Below are 24,202 nucleotides of genomic sequence, written 5' to 3' on the forward strand. Positions count from 1 at the left end.
GGCCGCACGATGAAGAGCAAAAGTTAGCATGATCGTTACCATGTTCGGGAGTCACATAGGAGATCAGATCCTGGAAATCGGGAAAAGTGCCAATCAGTTCACAATATTTGTGTATAAGAGTCAGGTTAATATGTGACCAAATATATTTTTGTGATCCACTATGCTTTTTTTGCAATTGGATTAGCATATGCGCGAAATCAGCCTACCAATCGTGAGGCGTAGAGAGTGATATGACGTACAAAAAGTTCGGTTTTCTGACTGCCATCATGGCCCTGAGTGGCTTCTACCTTTACACCCTCTATCTGGCTGCTCACCCCAATGTGAGCCTGGCCTACAAACTCTATTACCTGGAAGGCAAAACCCGCTTCTGGGAACACAACTCCAGCATGACCTACCAGCCCGGCAACGAGCTCAATCTGACCAAGCCGAGCCGCTTCCTCTCCAGCGAAGGCTGGGCCAAGAAGCCGAGCGCAGACGGCACCGAACTCAGTGGCCAGGGTGGCCTCTACTTCGTGCTGCCCAGACAACAGGCACAGCCCGAACAGCTGACAATTCAGGCCCGGGTCAACAGCCCGCAAGCCGGCGCGCTGCTCAAGGTGGCCCTGGGCCATGACTTCACCACCACCATCAAGCTGGCCAAGGCCGGTATCAACGAGATCCGGCTCAATCTGCCTGGCGAGTCGCTGACATCAGATCCCAAGCGTCCCAACTTCCTGGCACTGTCCGCACCGACACCTCTCAATGTCCAGTCGGTACGACTGACTGTCGCCCAGTAAGACGTATTATCCAATACGCTGTTTTATAAAATAATTTTCCAAATAAGGAAGTTTTCATGTCGCATTCCGATTTTCGACTCTCTCTGATCGTTCCCGTATACAACGAGGAAGAGAGCATAGATGCCTTCATCAACGCGATAGATAACGAACTGGCACCCCTCAAGGATCGACTGGAGATAGTGTTCGTCAATGACGGCAGCCGTGACCGCACCCGTGAAGTGATTGAGCAGGCCATTACCCGCGATCCCCGGGTAACCCTGGTCAACCTGGCGCGCAACTTCGGCAAGGAAGCGGCCATGACCGCCGGCCTGCATCATGCCAAGGGCGATGCCATAGTGCCGATGGACGTGGATCTGCAGGATCCCCCGGCCCTGATCCTCGAATTCGTCAAGCTGTGGCAGACAGGTGACTATGACACCGTCTATGGCATCCGGGTGGATCGCAGCGCAGATACCGCGATGAAGCGCCTCACCGCAGGCGGCTTCTACCGTTTCTTCAACGCCCTCTCCACCAGCACCAAGCTGCCGGAAAACGCCGGTGACTTCCGCCTGATCGACCGCCGAGTGGTCGAGGCGATCAAGCAACTGCCCGAGCGCAACCGCTTCATGAAGGGGCTGTTTGCCTGGGCCGGTTTTCGCGCCGTCGGCGTGCCTTACGAGCGCCCAGCCCGTCACGCCGGTGAAACCAAGTTCAACTACTGGAAGCTGTGGAACTTCGCCCTCGATGGCCTGATGAGCTTCTCCAGCTGGCCGCTGCGGGTGTGGAGCTACGTCGGGGTCGGCGTCTCCTTCGTCGCCTTCCTCTACATCCTCAAGATAGTGACCCAGGTGGTCTTCTTCGGCATAGACGTGCCGGGCTACGCCTCCCTGATGTCAGTGGTGCTCTTTCTCGGCGGCATCCAGCTGCTGTCGCTTGGCATCATAGGCGAGTACATAGGTCGCATGTTTGTGGAAGTGAAGCAGCGCCCCGTCTACCTGATTGAAGGGGTGTACGGCCAGTATGCCAAACAGGATGAAGCGCAAACACAGGACGGCGCGGCAACTGGCAGCAAGAAGAGCACCGGCAAGAAGGCCGCTACAGTAAAAGTCACTGACGACCAGCAGGAGCAAGCGCCTCAATGATATCCCGCGAGGAATTCTGGCGCCTGTTTCGGTTCGGTCTGGTCGGCGGGGGGGCAACCCTCGTCGACCTTGGCACCTCTATCGCGCTGTTCCACACCTGGCCCACCATCTCTGAGCACTGGGTCACGACCATCGCCTTCATGATTGCCTTCTGGTTCTCATTCTTTGGCCATCGTTACATCACCTTCCAGAAACAGGGCGCCATCGGCAAATTCTTGCTGGTCGCACTCTTCTCGCTGGCGGTGAGAAACCTGATATTGAGCGGTCTGCTGTTTGCAGGTCTTTCCGGTCTGCTGCCTGTGGTGATCGCCACCCTGACAGTCACCGTGCTCACCTACCTCCTCTCCAGGATCTGGGTATTTGCCTGATGAGTGACATGACAACTATGACCCCTGACAACGTGGGCCCCTATCGCCCGTCGCTGCGCATCAGCAGCCGCGACTGGCTGATGATCATCGCCGCCTTCGTACTGAGCCGAGTGGCGCTGTACGGTATAGGCTATTTCGGTGTCCAGCTCTATGGCTCCCCTGAAATCGGCCCGCTGCAAGCCTATTGCCAGTTCGACTGTGTCTGGTTCCAGCGCATCATAGAGAACGGCTATGATCTCTACCCGCGCTGGCTCAGCAAGGGCAACGCAGCCAACTGGGCCTTCATGCCGCTCTATCCGATCCTGTCGGGTATGCTCTCCAACCTGCTCAACGTCGAGAGTCTGATCGGCCTGATGCTGGTGACCAACATCGCCTTCTTCGCCAGCCTGCCGCTGATTCTGCTGGTGCTGCGTCAACTCAAACTCGGTGACGAGACTGCCCGCTTCGGCGTCTGGCTGCTCGCCTTCTCTCCCTTCTCCGCCTATTTCGTCTCCGGTTATACCGAGTCGATGTTCATGGCGCTGATGCTGGGGATGTTCCTGTTCGCCTATCGGGAACAGTGGCTGATGGTGGCCCTGCTCGGCGTCTTCATCTCAAGCACCCGCAATCTGGGGGTCATGATGGTGTTCCCCGTGCTGATCCTGGCCCTGCAGGCCTATGGCTGGCGCGAGTTCTTCCGCTTCACCGAGCGGGCCTTCCGGGTGGTGTTCGCACTCTGGATGATCCCGCTCGGCCTGTTTGCCTACATGGTCTACCTCTATCATCTCACCGGCGATGCGCTGGCCTTCAAGCATATCCAGGTGGCCTGGGGCCGTTATATGGACAGCCCCCTCGACTGGTGGCTGAGCGGCTTCGAGCTGGGTGGTCGCAAGTCCTACCTCTCCATCATGGTGATGTTCGGCTGGGCCTTGAATCTCTATCTGTTCAGCCAGAAGCGCTGGGCCGAGGCGACCTTGATGTTCATCTGCTGCACCATACCGCTGATGACAGGCCTCAATGCCATGCCGCGCTACATGTTCGGCCTCTATCCGACCATGCTGGCCATTGTCCTGCTGACCCATCGCTGGCCTGCCATTCGCCCTGCCGTGCTTTGCATCAGCGGCATGGTCGCCTCCTTCATCGCGGTGGCCTTCGTCAACTTCAAGTTCTTCACCGTCTGAGGTGATAACCTGCACCAACAAGCCGGTCGACTGACCGGCTTTTTTTATGGACGGCGTTCCGGTGTCACACTTTCCCATTTCTGAAAACGTAACCATTTGAACTAAGGTCACAAATCAGCGCTTTGCCTGTCCATGCCCACCACCATACCCCTAGAATGAGCCCCATTGACGAAATCTGGTCCGGTTACCCCTTGCTCAAGGAATGGCTTATGCGTCGCGATCCCCGCTTCTCTCCCCTCTGGCTCGCCCTGCTGGGCGGCCCCCTGCTGGGCGGCCCCCTGTTGACCGGCCAGGTGCTGGCTGCCCCCGAGGTGCATCTCTATGTGGACGGCAAAGCAGTCGCCACGCCGCTGCACCTGGACAAGGGCCCGGTAGCGCTGACCCATCCCCTTGCCAAGGGCAGCCACCAGATCCGCATCAGCGATGCAGGCAACAGTTGCGGCACCAGCTTTGGCCCGAGCGAGAGCAAGCCGCTCACCTTCGGCACGGCGCAACCCATGGACAACTGCACCAAGGATCAGAGCTTTACCCTGCGGGTGATGCTGGCAGGGGACTATCAGTTCACCTTCAACCCGGATACCCCCAGCCTCCAGGTGCTACGTGCCACCAAAAAGAGTGAGTTCAAGCGTCAGCCGCCCGAGGAGCCCTGCATCCAGTGGGATGGCGACCCTGTCACTGTATCGCTGCAAGGGGTCTGGCCCGACGGCACCCGGTTGCGAGATGCCTACTCGAAACAGGAGGCGGTGGTCAAACAGGGCAAGCTGACCCTGACCCCAGCCAAGGAGAGCGGCGGCCTGCTGCTGCTCGAACCGGTCAAAGCAGCCAAAGCGGCCCCCTTCAGCTGGGATCAGGCCAGCGTCTATTTCCTGCTGACCGACCGTTTCCACAACGGCGATCCCGCCAACGACCACAGCTTCGGGCGCCAGAAGGATGGTCAGGACGAGGTGGCTACCTGGCATGGCGGCGACTTCAAGGGGTTGACCGAGAAGCTCGACTACATCAAGTCCCTCGGCATGAATGCCATCTGGATCACCCCCATGGTGGAGCAGGTGCACGGCTTCATCGGCGGTGGTGAACAGGGCAACTTCCCCTTCTACGCCTACCACGGCTACTGGGCACTGGACTTCACCAAAATCGATCCCAACTATGGTGATGAAGAGAGCCTGAAAACCCTGGTGGACGAAGCCCACAAGCGCGGCATGCGGATCATTCTGGACGTGGTGATGAACCACGCAGGTTACGCCACCCTGGCCGATCTGCAGGATCTGGGGCTCGAGAGCCTGACCCAGAACAGCGACAAACTGCCGACCGTCTGGAACCAGTGGCGCCCGAGCGGCGATCTGAACTGGCATGGCTACAACCAGTTCATCGACTACCAGTCCCCGAACTGGAACCAGTGGTGGGGGCCTGGCTGGGTGCGGGCCGGTCTGCCCGGTTACCCACAACCGGGCACCGACGATGTGACCGGTTCGGTGGCGGGGCTGCCCGATTTTCTGACCGAATCAACCAAACCGGTGGGGCTGCCGCCGCTGCTAGCCGCGAAAAAAGATACCAAAGCCAAAGCAATCCCCAATGCCAGCGTCAGCGATTACCTCATCGCCTGGCACACCGACTGGGTGCGCCGCTTCGGTATCGACGGCTTTCGGGCCGACACCGTCAAACATCTGGAGCCCGAGGTGTGGGCCAGGCTCAAGCAGGCGGGCACGGTGGCGCTCAAGGAGTGGAAACAGGCAAACCCGACCAAGGCGCTGGATGACCTTCCCTTCTACATGGTGGGCGAGGTGTGGGATCACGGGGTCGCCAAGGATTTCTGGTATCAGAACGGCTTCGATTCGCTGATCAACTTCGACTACCAGCGCGAGTTTGCCCTGCCCCAGGCCCAGTGCATGGCGGGCGCCGAGCCCACCTATGCCAGCTACGCCAGCCGTATCAATCAGGATCCCGAGTTCAACGTACTGAGCTACATCAGCTCCCACGATACCAAGCTCTTCTTCGGCGACTATCAGGACATACCGCTGCAGCGGCGGGTGGCCAACAGCTTCATGCTGCTGCCGGGCGGCATCCAGCTCTACTACGGGGACGAGTCGGGCCGTGGCCTGGCCAAGGATGGGGGCGTCTTTGACCAGAGCGTACGCTCGGACATGAACTGGCAGGAGCTGGGGCACGGTGACAAGGCCGAGCTGGTCCAGCACTGGCAGCGACTCGGCCAGTTCCGCGCCGCCCATCCGGCAGTAGCGGCAGGCAGTCACCAGAAACTCTCGGATGCCCCCTACGCCTTCGTGCGGGAGCAGGGGGATGACAAGGTCGTCGTCGTCTTTGCCGGTCGGCAGAAGTAACCCTTAAGCTACATTCACCACCAACAGAGAGGGGAGCCACTGGCTCCCCTCTCTCGTTATTCCGCCCGCAACAGTTTACTGGGACTGGCGCGCCGCCACCGGCCACTGCAACCTCGCCTTGAGCAGGGTCTCCTGCCACAGAGGCCAAGCCAGCAGCGCCTGCTGATACGCCCCCGCCTGACCGGGCAGCACGATGCCGTAGCTGGCCAGCCGATAGGCCATCACGGCATAGAAGGCGTCGATAATGCCCGCCTCGCCAAAGTAGAAGGGCTCCCTCGCCTGGGACCAGACGGTCTGCAAACGAGCCAGCTCGACGATGGCCTCTACCGGTGGCTCGCTGCGGGTCGGCGCCCCCAGGAAGAAGGGCAGCCGGCTGCGGATCTGGCCAAAACCCGAGTGCAGTTCGGCGCACAGGCTGCGGGCCAGCGCCCGTTCGGCCAGGGACGCGGGATAGAGCCGGCGATCTGGACAGAGCTCGTGGAGATATTCGGCGATGGCCAGTGAGTCGTGTATCCGCACACCATCGTGATCCAGCCAGGGCACCAGGCCGGCTGGCCCCACGCGCTTGAGCCGCTGCAACGCCTTGGCATCTTCCAGATCAAACACCTGCTCCTCCCACGCCAACCCGCTCATGGCGAGCACCAGCGCAGCACGCATTGCCCAGGTGGAGCCTGTGCCCACCGTCAATACCAAAGATCCCATCTCTTGCCTCCTGCATGGGTTTCGCATGACTATCCTATCGACCCTGATGGCACGACATCCGACGCTCGCTTCACATTTGCATGCCTGCGGGTTTGACCCCCTAGAGGCGCGATGCTAGTTTAATTTTCCAAAACAATCAGTTAGCAACAATGTGAGCAATGGATAGCCAATTTACCATCGTCATCGCAGATGACCACCCCCTGTTTCGGGGCGCCCTCTATCAAGCGGTGCACATGGCCATCAACGACGTCCAACTGCTGGAGGCGGACTCCATCGACAGTCTGACCAGCCTGCTGGGGGAACACCCGGAGGTGGACCTGTTGCTGCTCGATCTCAAAATGCCGGGCGCCAACGGCTTCTCCGGCCTCGCTCACCTGCGCGGCCAGCACCCGGATCTACCCATCGTCGTGGTCTCCGCCTCGGAGGATCCCGCCATCATCCAGCAGGTGTTGCGGCTCGGGGCGCTGGGTTTCATCCCCAAATCCGTGCCCATGAAGGAGCTGGTCAGCGCCCTCAATACGGTGATCGGAGGGGATAACTGGGTGCCGGCCGGCATCTCGCTGCATCCCGAGTCCGAAGATGGCCCCGATTTCGCCAGCAAGCTCGCCAGCCTCACCCCCCAGCAATACAAGGTGCTGGTGATGCTGCGCGATGGCAGCCTCAACAAGCAGATCGCCTGGGAGCTCAACGTTTCCGAGGCCACCATCAAGGCCCATATCACCGCCATCTTCAGAAAACTCGGGGTCAAGAACCGCACTCAGGCCGTTATCGCCCTGCAGCAGCTCGATATCAAGGACGACTGAGCGGCAACAAGCTGTTGCTCCCCCCAAGCGTAATCAGCATGACGAGACGGCGCCTGCGAGGCCATTCACACCAGTGAGGGCACCCTGACGAGGGAGCAAAACCAGCCTGCAAAAAAGGGGGAACAACCCTATTTTTATATTCGATACAGTGCCTTATAGTTACATTGCTCGGTGGCAGCCTCCCAGTTGCAAACATAAGGCGCAGTATCATGGCCAGACCCAACACAGCTCTTCTGTTGACCGGTGGCGGTGCTCGCGCCGCCTATCAGGTCGGTGCCCTCAAGGCCATCGCCGAGTTCTATCCGCGCAATATCGGCATTCCCTTCCCCATACTGTGCGGTACCTCGGCCGGCGCCATCAATGCCACCGCACTGGCCTGCTATGCCTCCTGCTTTCATCTGGGGGTGCGCAAGCTGGAGTGGGTCTGGCGCCGCTTCGAGACCCATCACATCTTCGACTTTCACCCCGGCAGATTGCTGTGGCGGTTGATGTACGAGGGCTCGGCAGGCCTCATCAATCCCCACACCAACCACGCCTTTCACCTGTTCGACAACGCGCCGCTGCGCCGCCTGCTGGATCAGCTCATCGACTACCACCGCATCGATGACAACATTCTTTACGGCAGCCTGGAGGCGCTCGCCATCACGGCGTCCGATTACGATGACGGCCTCTCCACCACCTTCTTTCAGGGACGGGCCGAACACCTGCCGTGGGAGCGAGCCAGACGGCGCGGGGTACGCACCCTGCTCACCTCGGATCACCTGATGGCCTCCTCAGCGCTGCCATTTGTCTTTCCCGCAACCCATATAGGCGACAGATTCTATGGCGATGGATCCATCCACCAGCTCAGTCCGCTCAGCCCCGCCATCCACCTGGGGGCGGAGCGGATCCTGCTGGTCACCCTGGATCCGCCGGCCCACTCGGCACCGACCTTGCATCACGATCACCTGACCAGCTCCAACATAGCCGGCCACCTGCTCGATACCCTCTTCACCGACACCCTCAACTCGGATCTTGAGCGGCTGTGGAGCATCAACCAGACCCTGGATTTCATCCCGGAGCGGGAGCGTAACCGTTTGAAATTAAAGCGAGTGGAGACCTGTGTACTGAAGCCGAGCGAAGATCTAGACATCATAGCGTTGAACTATTTGCGCAAGATGCCGGTACAGCTGCGCCGCCTGCTGCGGGTGCTGGGGGTCACGGGGGATGAGAGCAGTAGCCTGGCCAGTTTCCTGATGTTCTACCCCGGCTACTGCCAGCAATTGATCAAGCTGGGCTACCGGGACACCCTCAACGAGCGCCAGCGGGTCGAACAGTTTCTGGGTATCGAGCAGATAGCGCGCTAAGTGGCATGAACCGCAGCCGGTCCGGGGGGCGCCGGGCTAGCGCCCTTCCAGCAGCCGCTGCTCGGCCTGCTCCATTGCCACCGCATTGCCAAACAGGACCAGCAGATCCCCTGCCGCCAGCATCAGCTCGGGTTTGGGTTCCAGGCTCTGTTCACCACGCTGTACCTCCTTGATCCGCACTGTATCCAGTGCCAGAGCCTGTACAGTGCGCCCCACAGCCCAGGCCTGATCGTGCAACAGCACGGGATGCAGTCGCTCGAGCAGCTGATCCGTCTCCAGATTGCTGGCGCTCTGATCCCCCCAGTAGAAGCCGTGCAGGAAGCGATACTGGCTGCTGCGCTCGTGTTCCATGCGCCGGATCACCCGGCCGATGGGAATGTTGCAGTTGAGCAGCAGGTGAGAGACCAGCATCAGGGCTCCCTCTTGAGATTCGGGGATCACCTCGTGGGCCCCCGCCTGCTTGAAGGCCTCCAGAAAGCTGTCATCCCGGGTGCGCACCAGCACCCTGACCTCCGCCGCCAGATCCTTGATCAGCGCCAGCATGGCCTCGACCCGCTTGCGATCGTCGAAGGTGATGATCACCAGCCGGGCCCGCAGCAGGCCGGCGGCCAACAGGATATCGCGCCGGCTCGCATCGCCAAACGCCACTTGCTCCCCCGCCGACTTGGCCTCGCTCACCCGCTCGGGATCGAGATCCAGCGCGAGGAAGGGGATGTCTTCCAGCTTGAGAAAGCGGGCGCAGGTCTGCCCGGCCCGGCCGAAACCGGCGATGATGACGTGTTGATGCTTGCTCAGGCCGGACTGCGCCACCTCGGAGCGGGAGAGCAGAGCCGAGTCGGTGAGCGAACGGGCCAAACTATGGGCCCGCTGCACCAACCAGGGGGTCATGGCGATGGAGATCACCCCTATGCCGATGAGCAGGGAGATCAGCTGATGGTCGAGCAGGCCGTGATGATTGGCCAGCGCCAGCAGTACGAAACCAAACTCGCCAACCTGACTCAACATGATCCCTGTCGCCATGGCATCGCGCTTGCGCTCCCCCATCAGGCGGCCGGCCAGCAGCACCAGCAGGGATTTGATCAAGATGAGGCCGAGCACGCTGATGATCACCTGCCACCAGGCCCGTGCCACCAGCTGCCAGTCCATGGTCATGCCGATGGTGATGAAGAAGAGCCCCATCAACACGTCCCGAAACGGCCGTATGTCCACCTCCAGCTGATGGCGATAGTGGGACTCGCCCAGCATCATGCCCGCCAGAAACGCCCCCAATGCCATGGAGAGCCCCATCCACTGGGTCAGCGAGGCGGCCAGCAGCGCCACCAGCAAGGCGGTCAGCACGAACAGCTCGTCGGAGCGGGCCCGCGCCACCTCGTGAAACAGCAGCGGCAGCAGCCACTTGCCCACCGCCAGCAGGCTGAACAGGGCGAACAGCCCCTTGAGGGTGGCCCAGGCGATCTCCGCCAGCAGGGCGCCGCCCTGGATCTCGGGCCTGGCCAGTATGGGGATCATCACCAGCAGCGGCACCACCGCCAGATCCTGAAACAGCAGCACGCTCACCCCGAGCTGGGCACGGCGGGTGTGCAGCTGTTTTTGCTCCCCCAGCTGCTTGATCACCACGGCAGTGGAGGAGAGCGCCAGGGTGCCCGAAACCACCAGTGCCTGCGGCAGGCTCAGTCCCCACCACCATGCGAGCCAGAAGAACAGCGAGGAGGTGAACAGTACCTGCAAACCGCCCACGCCCAGCACCAGCATCCGCATGGCGATCAGCCGCGGCAGCGAGAACTCCAGCCCGAGCGAGAACATCAGAAAGACGATGCCGAGCTCGGCGATGGTCTGCATGATCGCCTGTCCCGTGATCACGGCGGCGCCATGGGGTCCGAGCAGTACCCCGGCAAGCAGGTAGGCGAGGATCACCGGCTGGCCGAGGCGCCGGAAAATCGCCACCAACAAGACGGCGGCAAACAGCAGGATCAAGACGTCTGTATACAATTTCCCCTCCCTTTTTATCCACTTAAGCCTAGCCAGCGGCCCTTGTTCACATCGAACATATTTTGGGCACAAGGATTGCAAGGAGGTTAGAGTAAGTAGGATGTCTGAGGACTATACCGTGGAAAACACATCGTCATTGAATGGTTTGGGACATGGCATAGAACAGTGGGTTCGCCAGATGGAGCGGCTCACGCCGCTGGCCAGCCAGGATCGCAACCAGTTGCTTGAGCTCTTGCTGGTACAGACGGATCTCGACAGCCTGCTGGCAACCTTTGCCGATCATGCGGCAAGAGTTGTCCGGATACACAGCCTCTACTTTGATCACGCCCAGTCACTTCGGCTAATCCAGCAGCCGCCCCAGGCCAACCTGACGCTACACAACTACCCGTTCGAACTGCGCGGCCAGCATGGCCAGCTGTTCGGCCAGTTGCACTACACCCTGGAACATACCCTGAGCGGCAGCCAGCAGCGGATCCTGCAGCAGTACCATCAGCTGCTCTGCCTGCCCCTGCCCCTCTATCTGCGACTGGCGCAACTGGAGCAGCAGGTGCGGCTCGATCACCTGACCGGGCTCGGCAACCGATCCTACTTCGACGAGGCAATAGGCCGCGCGGTGGAGCAGCACAGCCGGGAGTCCCACGGTCTGGTGCTGGTACTGCTGGATCTGGATCACTTCAAGCAGATCAACGACACCTGGGGCCACCCGGTCGGCGATCTGGTGCTGAGCCGCTTCGCCCAGTTGCTCAAGAACTGCACCCGCAGCACGGATCAGGCGTTTCGCCTCGGTGGCGACGAATTTGCGCTGCTGCTGCAACCCGCCGAGCCCGAGGCCTGGCGCCCCGTCTGGCTGCGGCTGCAACACATGCTGCTGACCAACAAGGAGCTCAGTAGCTTCTCGGTCGGCTGCAGCCTGGGGGCTGCCAGTTGGCAATCCGGGGTGGCTGTCCATAGCCTGTATGAGTCGGCGGACGCCCACCTCTACGCCCGCAAAAAAGCGGGCAAGACCAACCTGCTGGATTGAGCCGGTAAGTGGACAAGTGCAAAAAAGCCGGCAATGCCGGCTTTTTATCTTAATGGCGATCCCGGATTCACTCCGGGATGTAGCTGTCCGCCGCTGGCAACCAGTGCCACTCCACACCGGCCGCTCGCGTCATGAATCCGTCACAGATAAAGAGTCCGGCCACCGCTGCCACCTGCTCGCCGTAATAGAGAATGGGGATGCGCCCCCGCTGCCAGGAGGGTACCCCATACTCTTGCAGCAACTTCTTGAAACGCCGACTGCCGCTGCGCCCCACGGGCTTGAGCATGATCCCTGGCGTCACTTGAAAACGTACCGACACTGGCTCCCACGCAGTGGGCAGCCTCAACCCCTCACCGCCCTGCCGCAGCCGTAGCTGCACCTGGCCCAGCCCATCCGGCAAGGCGACCGACTCGCCAACCAGCACCGTCAACTGCTCGTGGCAGGGCACCAGTCCAGGCTTGACCAGATGGAGCCGGCCCTGAAAGCGGCGGCAATCCAGACGCTTCAAGCTGAACTGCGGATTGGCGTCCTCTCGCGCCAGCGCCACCTCCTGCCACAGCAGAGCCAGCTGATCTCGGGAGGGCATCTCGCCCCCCAGCCGGCGGATCCAGTAGCGTAGCAGGTTGTTGCGCCGGGTCGCCGAGAGCCCGTGTAGCGGCTCGATATTCAGGGCACTCCCCTCAGCGGCCAGCCGCCAGTCCGCTTCGGCCAGCTCGGTCAGCAACGTCTCCTGCTCGGCGCACAGCGCCATGCTGCGGGCGGCGGTGCGAGCCATGGCGGGCCAGCGGGCTTTGAGCTGGGGGATAAGCGTCTGGCGCAGGAAGTTGCGGTCATAACTCACATCCTGATTGCTCTCATCCTCCACCCAGCCATAAGGAAGCGATTGGGCCGCCTCGGCCAACTCGGCCCGGCTGACCTCAAGCAAGGGGCGTAGCAGCAGGCCGTCCGCAAACGGCTGACTCGGCAGTATGCCCGCCAGGCCCCGCACACCAGCGCCACGCTTGAGGGCCAGCAGCAGTGTCTCCAGCTGATCGTCCTGATGATGGGCGGTGAGCAGCCACTCACCGGCCCCCAGACTGGCAGCCAGCCCCTGATAGCGGGCCTCCCTGGCCTGGGCCTCCAGGCTCTGGCCATTGCCACGCACCAGTTGCACCCGCTGGACGATGAGCGGCACAGCCAGTTGCTGACACACGGCTTCACAATGGGCCACCCAGGCATCGGCGTGAGGACTCAAGCCGTGATGCACGTGCAGGGCGCGTAGCCGGAGCCCCTGCTCGCGGGCAAACTGCGCCGCCAGCACCAACAACACTGTGGAATCGAGCCCGCCACTGAAGGCAACCAACAGGCCCCGGGAACCTTCCGGCGCGGGCAGGGTCTGACAAAAACGAGAATAAATACGAGAAATCATAGGCTTCCCCAAAACGACCAGGCCGATCTTAGCAGAGTCGGGCTTATCAAGCTGCAACCCGACTGTTAGAGTGAAGAACTGTCCTGTTTGGGCCAGTAAGCTGAATAACCCGAATTGGAATCCAACAAGATGAACAATAAAAAAAGCATACTGGCCGGCCTCATCGGACTGGCCTTGCTGGCCGGTTGTAGTCAGGGGCCGGACACAGCAGACAAACACTCCGGCCTCGCGCTGGCCAACATGGACACCCGGGTCAAACCCGGTGACGACTTCTTCCGCTACGTGAATGGTCACTGGCTGAGCACCGCCAAGATCCCGGACGACAGGCCCGCCGATGGCGCCTTCTACATGCTGCGGGACAAGTCCCTGGCGGACGTGCGGGTGCTGGTCGAGGGGCTCGACAGCAAGGCGGCGGCAGGCACCCCGGCCCAGCAGATCCACGACCTCTACCAGAGCTATCTGGATCAGGGCAGCCGGGATGCCAAGGGCACCACGCCGCTGCTGCCCCTGCTCAGCGACATCGATCAGATCCGCGATCAGAGCGGGCTGGCCCGAGCCTTTGCCCAGAGCGGTCGCACTGGCGGCGGTGCCCCGTTCGGCTTCTGGATCGACGCCGATGCCAAGGCGCCGGACAGCTATGCGGTCTACCTCTATCAATCCGGGCTCAGCCTGCCGGATCGGGATTACTACCTCAAGAGTGACCCCAACAGCCAGGCGCTGCGGCAGAAATACGAGCAGCACATCGCCGGCATGCTGACCAGTTTCGGTGAAGCGGATGCCAAAGCCAAGGCCCAGCGCATCCTGGCCCTTGAGACCAAACTCGCCCAGATCCAGTGGGACAACGTGGCCCTGCGGGATCGGGAGAAGAATTACAACAAGGCGCCCCAGAGCGAGCTCAAGCGCCTCGCCCCGCACATCGACTGGGACAGCTATCTGAACCAGGCCGGCCTCGCCGGTCAGAGCAGCCTGGTCATAGGCCAGCCAAGTTATCTCGCGGCCCTCGATAACCTGGTGCAGCAGACCCCGATCAGCGACTGGCAAGCCTACCTCAAGTGGCAGCTCATCACGGATTACGCCCCCTATCTTGACAGCCAGACCGACGCCCAGCACTTCGCCTTCTTCGGTACCACCTTAAGTGGCACCCCCAAGCAACGCGCCCCCTGGGAGCGCGCGCTCGGCGTGCTGGACGATCATCTGGGCGAGGCGGTGGGCCAGCTCTACGTGGAGCGCTACTTCCCGCCAGAGGCCAAGGCCCGCATGGAGCAGCTGGTGGAGAACCTGCGCACCGCCTATGGCCAGAGCATTCAGGAGCTGGAGTGGATGTCGCCGGAAACCAAGGCGCAGGCGCTGGAGAAGCTGGCCAAGTTCAGACCCAAGATCGGCTACCCGGACAAGTGGAAGGATTACAGCGCCATCGAGATCCGCCAGGGCGATCTGCTGGGCAACCTGCAGCGGGCCCACGCCTTTGAATATGCCGACAATCTGGCCCGCCTCGGCAAGCCGGTAGACAGAGACGAGTGGCACATGTCGCCGCAGACGGTGAACGCCTACTACAACCCGAGCAACAACGAGATCGTCTTCCCGGCCGCCATACTGCAGCCCCCCTTCTTCGACATGACGGCAGATGATGCGGTCAACTACGGCGCCATCGGCGGAGTGATCGGCCACGAGATGGGCCACGGTTTCGATGATCAAGGGGCCAAGTCAGACGGCGACGGCCTGATGCGCGACTGGTGGACGCCACAGGATCTCAAGGAGTTCCGCTTTCGCACCAGTCGGTTGGTGGCCCAGTACAACCGCTTCGAGCCCATCGATGGTCAGTTCGTCAATGGCCAGTTCACCCTGGGGGAGAATATCGGCGATCTGGGCGGTCTTACCATAGCCCACAAGGCCTACGAGCTGTCACTGGATGGCAAGGAGGCACCCGTGCTGGACGGCTTCACCGGCGAGCAGCGCTTCTTCCTCGGCTGGGCCCAGGTGTGGAAGGGCATGTATCGCCCCGAGCTGATGCAGATGCTGCTCGCCTCGGATCCCCACTCTCCGCCCGAGTACAGGGTCAACGGCGTGGTGCCGAACATTCCCGCCTTCTATGAGGCATTCAATATCCAGCCGGGGGACAAGCTCTATCTGGACCCGGCCAAACGGGTCAAGATCTGGTAATGGTCGCCTCCGGCGAAGCAGAGAAAGAGAGCCGGGCAGAGGCAAGCCCGAACCCGGCCCACACATTCACATCCGTGACGGGCAGGCTTGCCGGCCCGTCACCGCAGCAACAAGGGTCACATCGATGAAAACCTTATTCATGACACTCGGCCTGCTCACCCTGCCACTGACTGGCCAGGCGGCGGAGGGATTCTTCAAACAGCTGACGCTGCCCTCCGGCCAGGTGATCACCGTCAGCGAGGGGCGTGGTGAACCCGCCTCCATCGGCAGCTACGACGTGCGCCTTTACTCCGGCGCCAATCCCCAGTTTCCCCTCGATCAGTTCATCGACGGCAAGGTGCTGGCGCGCGATGGCACCATCAAGGAGCTCAAACTGCAGGATCTCACCGGTGACAAGCAGCCCGAGCTCATCGTCATCATGGAGAGCACCGGCAGCGGCAGCTACCTGAGCGCCGACGCCTTCACCCTGCATCCGCACGAGGGGATCGAGAGCTTCAACCACGTCGAGGAGCTGGCTCCCACTGACGATGTGATCCAGGCACTCAAAACCCCCCGCGATTAATTCATCACACGCCATGAGGCAGCCCCGCAGCGCGGGGCTGCCGCCTTATCGGTGACCGACGCTGACGCCCTTTCTCGCCTCCTTGCTGCCCGGCGACAGACCTGAACCCCGATGGACGGCTTTTTTTTCTGCGCTTATAATCGCCGCACCTTGCCACTACGAAAAATAAGGAGGTAAAAAATGGTTATCCAAGCGTGTCCGATGTTCTCGGCCCGCCTGTTCGGCACATTCGCGTGCTCTTGCCTGCATACCATCGCGCTGCGATAGCGGGTTCGAGCAAAGCCGACTCCCTTCCAAACCGAGACCTTTCTCGACTCTGCCGTTGTCGCCAGCGCTCCTGATGACAGGGATCTTCGATCCCGGAATTTAAGAGAGCAAGAGCATGACAACCCTGATGAGTACCCATTCCCTGCAAATGAGTGCGGGGCACCTTCCGTTATTTGACAACCTCGACCTCAGCATCCGCAGCGGTGATCGCATTGGCCTCATAGGCGCCAACGGCTGTGGCAAGAGCACACTGCTCGCCCTGCTGGCCGGTCAGCGCCAGCCCCATGAGGGACGCATCCACAAGGCTAGCCCCTGCCGCTGTGAATTTGTGGCCCAGCATCTGCCCGTGCAACTGCAAGCACTCAGCACCCGCGCCGTGCTGCTCGATGCACTGGCCAACGAGGCTGACCAGGCGTGGCAGGTAGACAAGATGCTGACCGAACTGCAACTGACCGAGCAGGCCGACCTTCCGGTCAGCGCGCTGAGCGGCGGTCAGCACACCCGCTTGCAGATAGGCCGCGCTCTGCTGCACCAACCCAACCTGTTACTGCTGGACGAACCCAGCAACCACCTGGATCTGCCCGCCCTGCTCTGGCTCGAGCGCTTCCTGCTGGCGTGGCGTGGCGCCTTCGTATTGGTGTCGCACGATGGTCGCCTGCTCGATCGGGTAACCCGCGAGACCCTGATCCTGCGGGATCGGCGGCTTCATCGCTTCGCCCTGCCCTGCAGCCAGGCCAGGGCGGCCCTGGCCGAAGAGGATGAGCAAACCCGCCTGCGCCGGGCCGACGAGCAAAAAGAGATCGACCGCCTGAGCGCCAGCAGCAAACGCCTCGCCATCTGGGGGCGGGAGCATGACAACGAGAAACTGGTGCGCCAGGCCAAGTCCATGGAGAAACGGGTGGCCAGGCTGCAGGAGGAGCAGGGCGTGGTCGGGGCGGACGCACCCTGGCGCCTCGAACTGCGCGGGCAGGCACTGCCCGCCGATGCCCTGCTTCGGCTGGAAGACCTCGACGTGCACCCCGCCCCCGGCTTGCCGCCGCTGCTGCGAGCCGAGGATCTCTGGCTGCGTGCTGGCGATAGGGTCGCCCTGCTCGGTGCCAACGGCACGGGCAAGTCTTCCCTGCTGCGTCAGTGCTGGGGCGAGGTGTGCGCTCAACAACCGGCCGAGGGCTGGTATCGCCACCCTGGCGCCAGCATCGCCTATTACGATCAGTCCCTGCAGCAGTTGGACGGCGACGCCACCCTGACCGATGCCCTCTATCCACTGGCACCATTGCCGGAGGTGACGCTGCGCCAGGCCCTGATCCGTGCGGGCTTCCCTTACTCCCGTCACGGTCAGCGAGTCGCGACCCTGAGCGGGGGCGAGCGGGCCAGACTGCTGTTCCTCGCCCTGTCACTGGCGAGTCACCATCTGCTCTGGCTCGATGAACCCACCAACCATCTGGACCTGGCAGGAAAGGAGGAGCTGGCCGAGGCGCTAACCGGCTTTGCTGGTGGCGTACTGCTTGTCTCCCACGACCGGGATCTGATCGAGCGCAGCTGCAACCGCTTCTGGGTGATCAGGGAGGGTCGGATCCACGAGGCCCACAGCGCCGAGCGGGCCTATGCCGAGCTGCTCGGCGATGCGCCAGATCGGCCCGCCGCCGACGCCCAGGCCAATGACGCCGGGAGGGAAGATCCCATGCCGGAGCACGATGATGAGGCGCTGCTGGCACGCTGGTACGAGCTGGATGCCCTGCTTGCCGCCGATCTCGCCCGCAAGCCCAAACATCAAACCCTGCGACTGCAGCAAGAGTGGCGCGATGAGCTGGAAAGGCTTGCCGGTTTGCTGGGTCTTTCCGAGCCGTGAGCCCAGCCGTGATCCGCGCTGTTATCCCGCCCTTTTACTCCACTCACGCGGCCAGCCACGGCTGGCCGCAAGGAGCACATGATGTCTTCACCACCACAACCCGATATCAGGCTCGACCCCGTCATGGAGGCCGACTTGCCCCACATCTACCGCGCACTGTCAGATCCCAGGGTCATCGCCTATTACGGTATCAGCTATGACAGCATGGAGGCATGCCAGGCCCAGATGCGCTGGTACGCCGAGATAGCGCAGTGCCAGAGCGGGGCCTGGTTCCTGATCCGCTGCCAGCGAAACGGCGTCCCCCTGGGGGCCATCGGCTACAACGATGCCGACCCGCTGCACAAGCGGGCCGAACTCGGCTACTGGCTCTATCCCGAGCACTGGAGCCAGGGGATCATGCAGACGGCATTGCGGCAGTTTCTGGACCTCATCTACCACACCACCGAGCTGCACCGCTTGCTGGCGGTGGTGGAGGAGCCAAACTTCCCCTCTGCCCGCCTGCTCGAGCGGGCCGGCTTTCGCTACGAAGGGACGGCTCGGGAATGCGAGCGGAAGGGGGAGCAGTTTATCTCCCTGCGGCACTACGCCCTGCTACGCAGCGACCTGCCAAACGCTTGAGCACCACCGCATCTGATAGCTAGCAAAAAGCCCCGCACTGGGGCTTTTTATCGGGTCGGTTACTTGATGGCGCAGATGTTGTTGGTAGCCAGAGCGCGGCGACGTCTGCGCCGCCACAGGGAAAACACACAGTAACCCGCGCTGAGCAGCGCCGCATAAAGCACCTGGGAGGCGAGCGCCACCAGCACAGCGAGGCAGAGCAGCACACTCAAGGCCGCCAGCCCCTTGCCCATGCCACCGAGCAAGCGCCAACCCGCCGCCATGCAGAGCAGATAAACCAGCACAAAGTTGCCGTTGGCGTAGCGGATCAGCTCATCAAGCGGCAGTCGCAACCAGAGGATCAAGGTGATGGAGACGAAGCAGATGGCGAGCACCCAGCACAGGGCGTTGAGCGGCGCCCCCCTGGCCGAGAGGCGAGAGAGGGAGACCGGCAGCTTGCCTTCCCGCGCCATGCTCCAGATAAGGCGCGCAAATCCCTGCAGGTAGATGTTGATGCTGGCAAAGCAGGAGAGGTATCCAAGGATGGCCACCAGCCACTTGGCGGTGGGGCCGAACAGCAAGGAGAGCAGGGCCGGAATGGCGGTGGCATTGGTCGCCTCGTCGCCATAGAGGCCATATTTGAGCACCACCAGCGAGTGCACCCAGTAAATCAGCCCCGCCAGCAAGACGCCGCCAAGCAGGGCCAGCGGATAGTCCCGCTCCGGCCGCTTGAACTCCTCCCCCATGTGGGCGAAGGCTTCCAGCCCCACGAAACACCAGAACATCAGCGCCAGCGCCGTGCCCATGGCGGGCCACTCAGCTGCCGTCGGCAGTGGCTGCGCTGCGTCACGCCAGCTGAGATCCCCCTTGAACCAGATGAGCAGGGTCAGCCCCAATATGGCCAGGGCAATCAACAACTGCAGGTTGCCGGAGGAGCGCGCCCCCCGCAGCCCGAGCAGGAATACCCCGAGCAGGGTCAGCAGCTGGATGGCCCACAGGGTCCACTCCCCCAGATCAAACAGCGCATGCCAGAAACCGGCGGCGATAGTGAGGGCCGCTGGCAACCCCACCGGCAGCACAGCCAGAAACAGAAAGGCGGAGAAGCGCTCGGCGCCGTTGCCAAAGGCAAGACCAATCAGGTGCGGCGCCCCGCCCGCATGGGGGTAGCGGCGCCCCAGCCGGGCGAAGGTGAAGGCGATGGGCAGCACCAGCACGATGAGCAACACCCAGGCCCAGAGCGAAGCGCCCCCCGCCAGCGACGCCGCGGTCGCTGGCACCACGAAGATCCCGGTACCCAGCAGTGAGGTGGCGAGCAGCCCCATCCCCTGCCAGAGCCCCAGCTCTTTTTTCAACGCAGACATATCCTTTTGCCCTGACTGGAAAAACATCACGCCATGTTAGGCCGCAGCCCCTTGCTTGTTAAGGGCTATCCGTTGATCAAACAAAAAAAGCCGCCTCTTGCGAGGCGGCTTCTTCATTCAACTCGGTAACCGGAGTTATCAGGCAATCAGCTTATAGATGATACCGGACATGGCGATCAGGCCAATCAGGGTCACGAAGCCGTTGCTGATGTTGCCAGCGTATTTGCGCATGGCCGGCACCTTGGAGATGGCGTACATCGGCATCAGGAACAACAGCATCGCGATGATGGGGCCGCCCAGGTCTTCAATCATGCCGAGGATGCTCGGGTTGATGGTGGCGATGGCCCAAGTGGTCAGGATCATGAACACCGCAGTCACTTTGTTCAGCTGCTTGGTGTCAACGTTCTTGCCCTTCTCGCGCAGCGCTTTGGCCATCAGGCCGTTCATGCCTTCTTGCGCTCCCAGGTAGTGACCCAGGAAGGATTTGCTGATGGCAACCATGGCAATCAACGGAGCCACAGTGGCGATAACCGGGTTGTCGAAGTGGTTGGCCAGATAGGACAGGATGGAGATGTTCTGCTCTTTGGCAGCAGCCAGGTCAGCCGGAGAGAGGCTCAGTACGCAGCTGAATACGAAGAACATAACGGTCATCACCATCATGACGTGGGCGCCCAGCAGGATGTTGCTGCACTTCTTCTCGGCACCTTCACCGTAACGACCTTTATTGTCCACCGCGAAGGAGGAGATGATCGGAGAGTGGTTGAAGGAGAACACCATGACCGGGATAGCCAGCCACAGGGTCTTGAGGAAGTCACCGTTGAAGGCGTCAGCCAGCGCTGGTGCTTCAGTGATGATGGTACCGTTCCAGTGCGGGATCAGGTAGAACGCCAGGCCCATCAGGGTGATCACGAACGGGAATACCAGCACGCTCATCGCTTTGACGATAACCTGACCGCCCAGACGAACAACCGCCATCAGACCGAGGATCAGCGCCAGTGACAGGATGGCACGGGGAGGTGCAGACATGCCCAGCTGGTGAACAATCACGCTCTCGACTGTGTTGGTGATGGCGACCGAGTACATCAGTACGATCGGGTAGATGGCAAAGAAGTAGAGCAGGGTGATGAATTTGCCTGCGGTCTTGCCGAAGTGCTCTTCTACTACTTCAGTGATGTCGCCATCACGGGTAGAGCCGGACAGCACGAAGCGGGCCAGACCACGGTGAGCGAAGAAAGTCAGCGGCAGGGCCAGGATCAACATGGCAACCAGCGGCCACAGACCACCGACACCGGCGTTGATTGGCAGGAAGAGCACACCGGCACCGATGGCGGTACCGTACAGGCCCAGCATCCAGACCAAGTCGGCCTTGTTGATGCCACGGGAAGACGCATTACTGGCTAAGTTGCCTTCAACTGCAATGTTCATGTCAGACATAGGGGTGTTCCTGTCATCAAGGAAAATAGAAAAAATCTAGTCAACCGGGCGCAATGCCCTGTCCCATTTCCCTGGAACTCCTGCAGTCCATCCCTGTTATTCTTATCCCGCCGACTCGGCAACTTGTTTGCCACTCCATGTAACAACCAAACTGCAACAAACAGATCTGTGGGTCATCAGCCCGGGGGCCGCAAGCGCGTCAACCATTACAATTCATTAACGCACCTTTGTTCTGATGCGCTGACTCTAATTAAATCCCCTTAGCGATCACAGTGTTTTTTTGAATTAATCAACCAAAGTTTGATTAGAATCGCCTTTCTGACGTCCGAGATCACGTTATCAGCCCAATCTTGTGAACAACCGTTAACAATCACAGGTAGTTTCACCCGTATCTACACCCTTTGAGGTACAACAAACTGATTACATGCGTCTGTTTATTGCTCCGGTTGTGCGCTGAAGTGCCCTGACGTACCCTGTTCCTCAACATTTCCCCATTGCATTAATATGGCCATCACCCGTACCGACCTCGCCGAACTGGCAGTCTTTGCCGCCGTCGCCCGTCACCAGAGTTTCAGCAAAGCCGCCCTTGAGCTCGGGGTGTCGGCTTCCGCCCTGAGCCACAGCCTGAAAGGGCTAGAGACCCGGTTGGGTGTCAGGTTGCTCAATCGCAGCACCCGCGCCGTGGTGCCGACCGATGCGGGCCAGCACCTGCTCGAACAGTTGCTGCCCACGCTAAACCACCTGCAGAGCGCACTCGAAGAACTGGCTCACCACAGCGACGAGCCGGTGGGACGGCTGAAGATCAGTGCGCCGCGGGGCGCCATCGATGAGCTGCTGGCTCCCGTGCTGCTCGACTACATGGTGCGCTACCCGCGTATACAGGTGGAAGTGGTGGAGCAGGAGCTGATGCCGCGTCTCATCGAGGATGGCTATGACGCCGCCATCTTCTATGGCGATCTGCTGCCCAAGGAGATGATAGGTGTGCCGCTCGGGCCTCCCCAACGCTATCTGGTGGTGGGGTCACCCGCCTATCTGGCCGAGCGCGGCACGCCGCAACATCCCCGCGAGCTGTCACGCCATGCCTGCATAGGCTACCGGCTGACGCCATCTCATCACTACCGCTGGGCGTTTGCCGGGGAAGAGGGTGCCCTGCTGGAGATAGAGGTGACCGGGCCACTGACCACCAGCACGCCGGCTCTCTATCTGGGGGCGGCAGAGGCTGGGCTGGGATTGGCGTATTGTCTGGAGGAGGAGGTGAGCAAGCAGCTGGCACAGGGAAAACTGGTGAGCGTGCTGGAGCAGTGGTGCCCCACCTTCGTGGGATTTTCACTCTTTTATCCCAGCCGACATCAGCTGGGCAGCGGCCTGCGCACCCTGATAGACATGCTCAAGGCACACTATCAAACCCGATGATTACTGAGATAAATTCATTAATCCATCAAATACAAACCGGATTACCAACAAAAACATATTAATCTAGACTGTCTGCTCGATCATCGAACTCCCCCAAGAGAACAGATATGTCTGCCTACTTACTGTTGCGCCAACGGGCAATGACTCGCCGTTTCTGGGGCTATGCCCTCCCCTCCGTCATGGCCATGCTGGTCTCAGGTGCCTACTACCTGGTCGATGGCATCTTCGTCGGCCACTATGTGGGGGCCGCTGGCCTCGCCGGCATCAACCTGGTCTATCCGGTCATCATGGTGCTGATCGGGCTCGCCGCCATGATCAGCATGGGGGCAGCCACCGCCATCTCCCTGCATCAGGGGGCGAAGCAGAGCCGGCTGGCCCGACAGGCGCTGGTCAATGCGTTTTGGCTGCTCGGGCTGCTCGGACTCCTGGCGCCCTTGCTGCTGTACCATTGGCACATCGACATACTGCAAGCATTGGGGATTGAGCAAGGTACCGACACCTGGAAACAGGCCAGTGACTACCTCAGCTGGATCGGTGGCGGTACCCTGCTACTGGCCTGCAACCTGGCGGTACCCTACCTGCTGCGTAACGACGGCAGGCCAAGGCTGGCCATGATCCTGGTCAGCAGTGGCGCCATCCTCAACATCGTACTCAACTACCTCATGGTCGGGCGGCTGGGACTGGGGCTGGTGGGCTCGGCCCAGGCAACGCTCATCACTGAGGGGATCGTCAGCCTGCTCGGCCTGGGCTACTTCTTTACCTCCCATGCCAAGCTACGCCTCTCATGGCGCCACATGGTGCCCATACTCCCGGCCATGCCCAACCTGCTGTTCACCGGCCTGCCAAGCCTGATAGCCCAGTTCAACCTGGGGCTGCTACTGCTGCTACACAACAGCCAGCTGATGGCGTATGGCGCCATCAAGGATCTGGCCGGCTTCACCGTAGCCGGTTACACAGAAGCCGTGTTCATCGTGATCCTGCAGGGTCTGGCCTTCGGCATCCAACCGCTCATCAGCCAGGCGACGGGGGCCAAACGCTATCGGGATCTGAAATTCCTGATGGAGATGGGGCTCAAGATCACGCTTGCCTATGGCATGGCGGTCTGGCTACTGATCCAGCTGCTGCCGCGCCAGGTGGCCATGCTCTACATCGGCAATCAGGATGCCGAGCTGCTTGCTGCGGCCGTCAGCAGCCTGACCCTCAACCTCAGCGCCATTCCGCTGGAGGGGATCATCATGTTCGGCATAGTGTTGCTGCAGTCCATGGCCCGCACCAAGCAGGCGCTGATCATCTCGGCGGCCAAGACACTGCTGCTGCTGCCGCTGATCTTCCTGCTGCCGCTCTGGTGGGGCCGCGAGGGTGTGCTGATGGCCCAGCCCACCACTGTCTTGCTGCTGACCCTGCCGCTGTGCGGGCTGCTTTGGCAGGAGTGGCGTCGACTCAAGCGGGCGTGCACACCCCTTCGCCCGCATCACGCCAAGCCGATCGGTTCTCATCAGGAAGTCCAGCTGGCCCGTCGCGCCGGCTAG

19 protein-coding genes are annotated in these 24,202 nt (G+C 61.3%); 14 read left to right on the forward strand and 5 right to left on the reverse strand.

All coding sequences use genetic code 11. From position 1 onward, the window contains the following. The first annotated feature begins 230 nt into the window (after positions 1-230). The 5 genes from GWQ22_RS11165 (at position 231) to GWQ22_RS11185 (ending at position 5,761) form a co-directional block, all read left to right on the forward strand. A complete protein-coding gene (locus tag GWQ22_RS11165; RefSeq protein WP_042038194.1) occupies positions 231-776 on the forward strand; it encodes a hypothetical protein in 546 nt (181 codons plus the stop codon). A gap of 56 nt (positions 777-832) precedes the next feature. Then, the gene (locus GWQ22_RS11170; protein WP_275930350.1) at positions 833-1,897 is read left to right on the forward strand and encodes a glycosyltransferase family 2 protein; all 1,065 of its coding nucleotides are present in this window, start codon (positions 833-835) and stop codon (positions 1,895-1,897) included. Continuing rightward, on the forward strand, positions 1,894-2,265 hold the full coding sequence (locus GWQ22_RS11175; RefSeq protein WP_042038192.1) for a GtrA family protein: 372 nt from the start codon (positions 1,894-1,896) through the stop codon (positions 2,263-2,265). The genes GWQ22_RS11170 and GWQ22_RS11175 overlap by 4 nt, the downstream gene beginning before the upstream one ends. Beyond that, positions 2,265-3,425: a hypothetical protein gene (locus GWQ22_RS11180; RefSeq protein ID WP_275930351.1), complete on the forward strand. Its 1,161-nt coding sequence runs from the start codon at positions 2,265-2,267 to the stop codon at positions 3,423-3,425. Before GWQ22_RS11175 ends, GWQ22_RS11180 begins: the two co-directional genes overlap by 1 nt. Positions 3,426-3,634: 209 nt before the next feature. Next, positions 3,635-5,761, forward strand: coding sequence for an alpha-amylase (locus GWQ22_RS11185; protein ID WP_275930352.1), 2,127 nt, complete (start codon positions 3,635-3,637; stop codon positions 5,759-5,761). A gap of 75 nt (positions 5,762-5,836) precedes the next feature. Here GWQ22_RS11185 and GWQ22_RS11190 read toward each other — a convergent pair whose 3' ends face one another. Further along, a complete protein-coding gene (locus tag GWQ22_RS11190) occupies positions 5,837-6,463 on the reverse strand; it encodes a glutathione S-transferase (protein WP_275930353.1) in 627 nt (208 codons plus the stop codon). Between the two features lie 158 nt (positions 6,464-6,621). On the opposite strand from GWQ22_RS11190, the gene GWQ22_RS11195 reads away from it, so the two are divergent. Next, positions 6,622-7,266 carry a response regulator transcription factor gene (locus GWQ22_RS11195; RefSeq protein ID WP_108535952.1) on the forward strand — a complete coding sequence of 215 codons (645 nt, stop codon included), beginning with the start codon at positions 6,622-6,624 and terminating at the stop codon, positions 7,264-7,266. A gap of 209 nt (positions 7,267-7,475) precedes the next feature. Further along, entirely contained in the window at positions 7,476-8,612 is a 1,137-nt protein-coding gene (locus tag GWQ22_RS11200; protein ID WP_275930354.1) for a patatin-like phospholipase family protein, read from the forward strand. Between the two features lie 36 nt (positions 8,613-8,648). On the opposite strand, the gene GWQ22_RS11205 is transcribed toward GWQ22_RS11200, so the two are convergent. Continuing rightward, positions 8,649-10,601, reverse strand: coding sequence for a cation:proton antiporter (locus GWQ22_RS11205; protein ID WP_275930355.1), 1,953 nt, complete (start codon positions 10,599-10,601; stop codon positions 8,649-8,651). Positions 10,602-10,701: 100 nt separating this feature from the next. On the opposite strand from GWQ22_RS11205, the gene GWQ22_RS11210 reads away from it, so the two are divergent. After that, complete coding sequence (locus GWQ22_RS11210) at positions 10,702-11,622, forward strand: GGDEF domain-containing protein (RefSeq protein WP_275930356.1); 921 nt, start codon at positions 10,702-10,704, stop codon at positions 11,620-11,622. A 67-nt stretch (positions 11,623-11,689) separates the two neighbouring features. Here the strand turns inward: GWQ22_RS11210 and tilS are convergent, their stop codons facing one another. After that, complete coding sequence (tilS, locus tag GWQ22_RS11215) at positions 11,690-13,030, reverse strand: tRNA lysidine(34) synthetase TilS (protein ID WP_275930357.1); 1,341 nt, start codon at positions 13,028-13,030, stop codon at positions 11,690-11,692. Positions 13,031-13,159: 129 nt separating this feature from the next. Between tilS and GWQ22_RS11220 the strand changes: the two genes are divergently transcribed. From GWQ22_RS11220 to GWQ22_RS11235, 4 genes are all read left to right on the forward strand, one after another. Then, entirely contained in the window at positions 13,160-15,190 is a 2,031-nt protein-coding gene (locus tag GWQ22_RS11220) for a M13 family metallopeptidase (RefSeq protein ID WP_275930358.1), read from the forward strand. Between the two features lie 124 nt (positions 15,191-15,314). Next, a complete protein-coding gene (locus GWQ22_RS11225; RefSeq protein WP_275930359.1) occupies positions 15,315-15,752 on the forward strand; it encodes a PliI family lysozyme inhibitor of I-type lysozyme in 438 nt (145 codons plus the stop codon). Positions 15,753-16,134: 382 nt separating this feature from the next. Then, positions 16,135-17,868: an ABC-F family ATP-binding cassette domain-containing protein gene (locus GWQ22_RS11230; RefSeq protein ID WP_275930360.1), complete on the forward strand. Its 1,734-nt coding sequence runs from the start codon at positions 16,135-16,137 to the stop codon at positions 17,866-17,868. A gap of 81 nt (positions 17,869-17,949) precedes the next feature. Next, positions 17,950-18,486, forward strand: coding sequence for a GNAT family N-acetyltransferase (locus tag GWQ22_RS11235; protein WP_275930361.1), 537 nt, complete (start codon positions 17,950-17,952; stop codon positions 18,484-18,486). 59 nt (positions 18,487-18,545) lie between these two features. Here GWQ22_RS11235 and yjeH read toward each other — a convergent pair whose 3' ends face one another. After that, positions 18,546-19,826, reverse strand: a complete 1,281-nt coding sequence (yjeH, locus tag GWQ22_RS11240) for an L-methionine/branched-chain amino acid transporter (RefSeq protein WP_275930362.1) — start codon at positions 19,824-19,826, stop codon at positions 18,546-18,548. A 138-nt stretch (positions 19,827-19,964) separates the two neighbouring features. Continuing rightward, entirely contained in the window at positions 19,965-21,260 is a 1,296-nt protein-coding gene (locus GWQ22_RS11245; protein ID WP_042038172.1) for an HAAAP family serine/threonine permease, read from the reverse strand. Between the two features lie 504 nt (positions 21,261-21,764). On the opposite strand from GWQ22_RS11245, the gene GWQ22_RS11250 reads away from it, so the two are divergent. Both GWQ22_RS11250 and GWQ22_RS11255 read left to right on the forward strand, forming a co-directional pair. Beyond that, positions 21,765-22,673 carry a LysR substrate-binding domain-containing protein gene (locus GWQ22_RS11250; RefSeq protein WP_275930363.1) on the forward strand — a complete coding sequence of 303 codons (909 nt, stop codon included), beginning with the start codon at positions 21,765-21,767 and terminating at the stop codon, positions 22,671-22,673. Between the two features lie 107 nt (positions 22,674-22,780). Beyond that, the gene (locus GWQ22_RS11255; protein WP_275930364.1) at positions 22,781-24,202 is read left to right on the forward strand and encodes an MATE family efflux transporter; all 1,422 of its coding nucleotides are present in this window, start codon (positions 22,781-22,783) and stop codon (positions 24,200-24,202) included.

The sequence above is a fragment of the Aeromonas sp. 1HA1 genome (assembly GCF_029237385.1).
Classification (GTDB): Bacteria; Pseudomonadota; Gammaproteobacteria; order Enterobacterales; family Aeromonadaceae; genus Aeromonas; species Aeromonas popoffii.

Coding starts and splice junctions, on each gene's coding strand:
- GWQ22_RS11165 (WP_042038194.1), top strand. CDS start 231: ATGACGTACAAAAAGTTCGGTTTTCTGACTGCCATCATGGCCCTGAGT.
- GWQ22_RS11170 (WP_275930350.1), top strand. CDS start 833: ATGTCGCATTCCGATTTTCGACTCTCTCTGATCGTTCCCGTATACAAC.
- GWQ22_RS11175 (WP_042038192.1), top strand. CDS start 1,894: ATGATATCCCGCGAGGAATTCTGGCGCCTGTTTCGGTTCGGTCTGGTC.
- GWQ22_RS11180 (WP_275930351.1), top strand. CDS start 2,265: ATGAGTGACATGACAACTATGACCCCTGACAACGTGGGCCCCTATCGC.
- GWQ22_RS11185 (WP_275930352.1), top strand. CDS start 3,635: ATGCGTCGCGATCCCCGCTTCTCTCCCCTCTGGCTCGCCCTGCTGGGC.
- GWQ22_RS11190 (WP_275930353.1), bottom strand. CDS start 6,463: ATGGGATCTTTGGTATTGACGGTGGGCACAGGCTCCACCTGGGCAATG.
- GWQ22_RS11195 (WP_108535952.1), top strand. CDS start 6,622: ATGGATAGCCAATTTACCATCGTCATCGCAGATGACCACCCCCTGTTT.
- GWQ22_RS11200 (WP_275930354.1), top strand. CDS start 7,476: ATGGCCAGACCCAACACAGCTCTTCTGTTGACCGGTGGCGGTGCTCGC.
- GWQ22_RS11210 (WP_275930356.1), top strand. CDS start 10,702: ATGTCTGAGGACTATACCGTGGAAAACACATCGTCATTGAATGGTTTG.
- tilS (WP_275930357.1), bottom strand. CDS start 13,030: ATGATTTCTCGTATTTATTCTCGTTTTTGTCAGACCCTGCCCGCGCCG.
- GWQ22_RS11220 (WP_275930358.1), top strand. CDS start 13,160: ATGAACAATAAAAAAAGCATACTGGCCGGCCTCATCGGACTGGCCTTG.
- GWQ22_RS11225 (WP_275930359.1), top strand. CDS start 15,315: ATGAAAACCTTATTCATGACACTCGGCCTGCTCACCCTGCCACTGACT.
- GWQ22_RS11230 (WP_275930360.1), top strand. CDS start 16,135: ATGACAACCCTGATGAGTACCCATTCCCTGCAAATGAGTGCGGGGCAC.
- GWQ22_RS11235 (WP_275930361.1), top strand. CDS start 17,950: ATGTCTTCACCACCACAACCCGATATCAGGCTCGACCCCGTCATGGAG.
- yjeH (WP_275930362.1), bottom strand. CDS start 19,826: ATGTCTGCGTTGAAAAAAGAGCTGGGGCTCTGGCAGGGGATGGGGCTG.
- GWQ22_RS11245 (WP_042038172.1), bottom strand. CDS start 21,260: ATGTCTGACATGAACATTGCAGTTGAAGGCAACTTAGCCAGTAATGCG.
- GWQ22_RS11250 (WP_275930363.1), top strand. CDS start 21,765: ATGGCCATCACCCGTACCGACCTCGCCGAACTGGCAGTCTTTGCCGCC.
- GWQ22_RS11255 (WP_275930364.1), top strand. CDS start 22,781: ATGTCTGCCTACTTACTGTTGCGCCAACGGGCAATGACTCGCCGTTTC.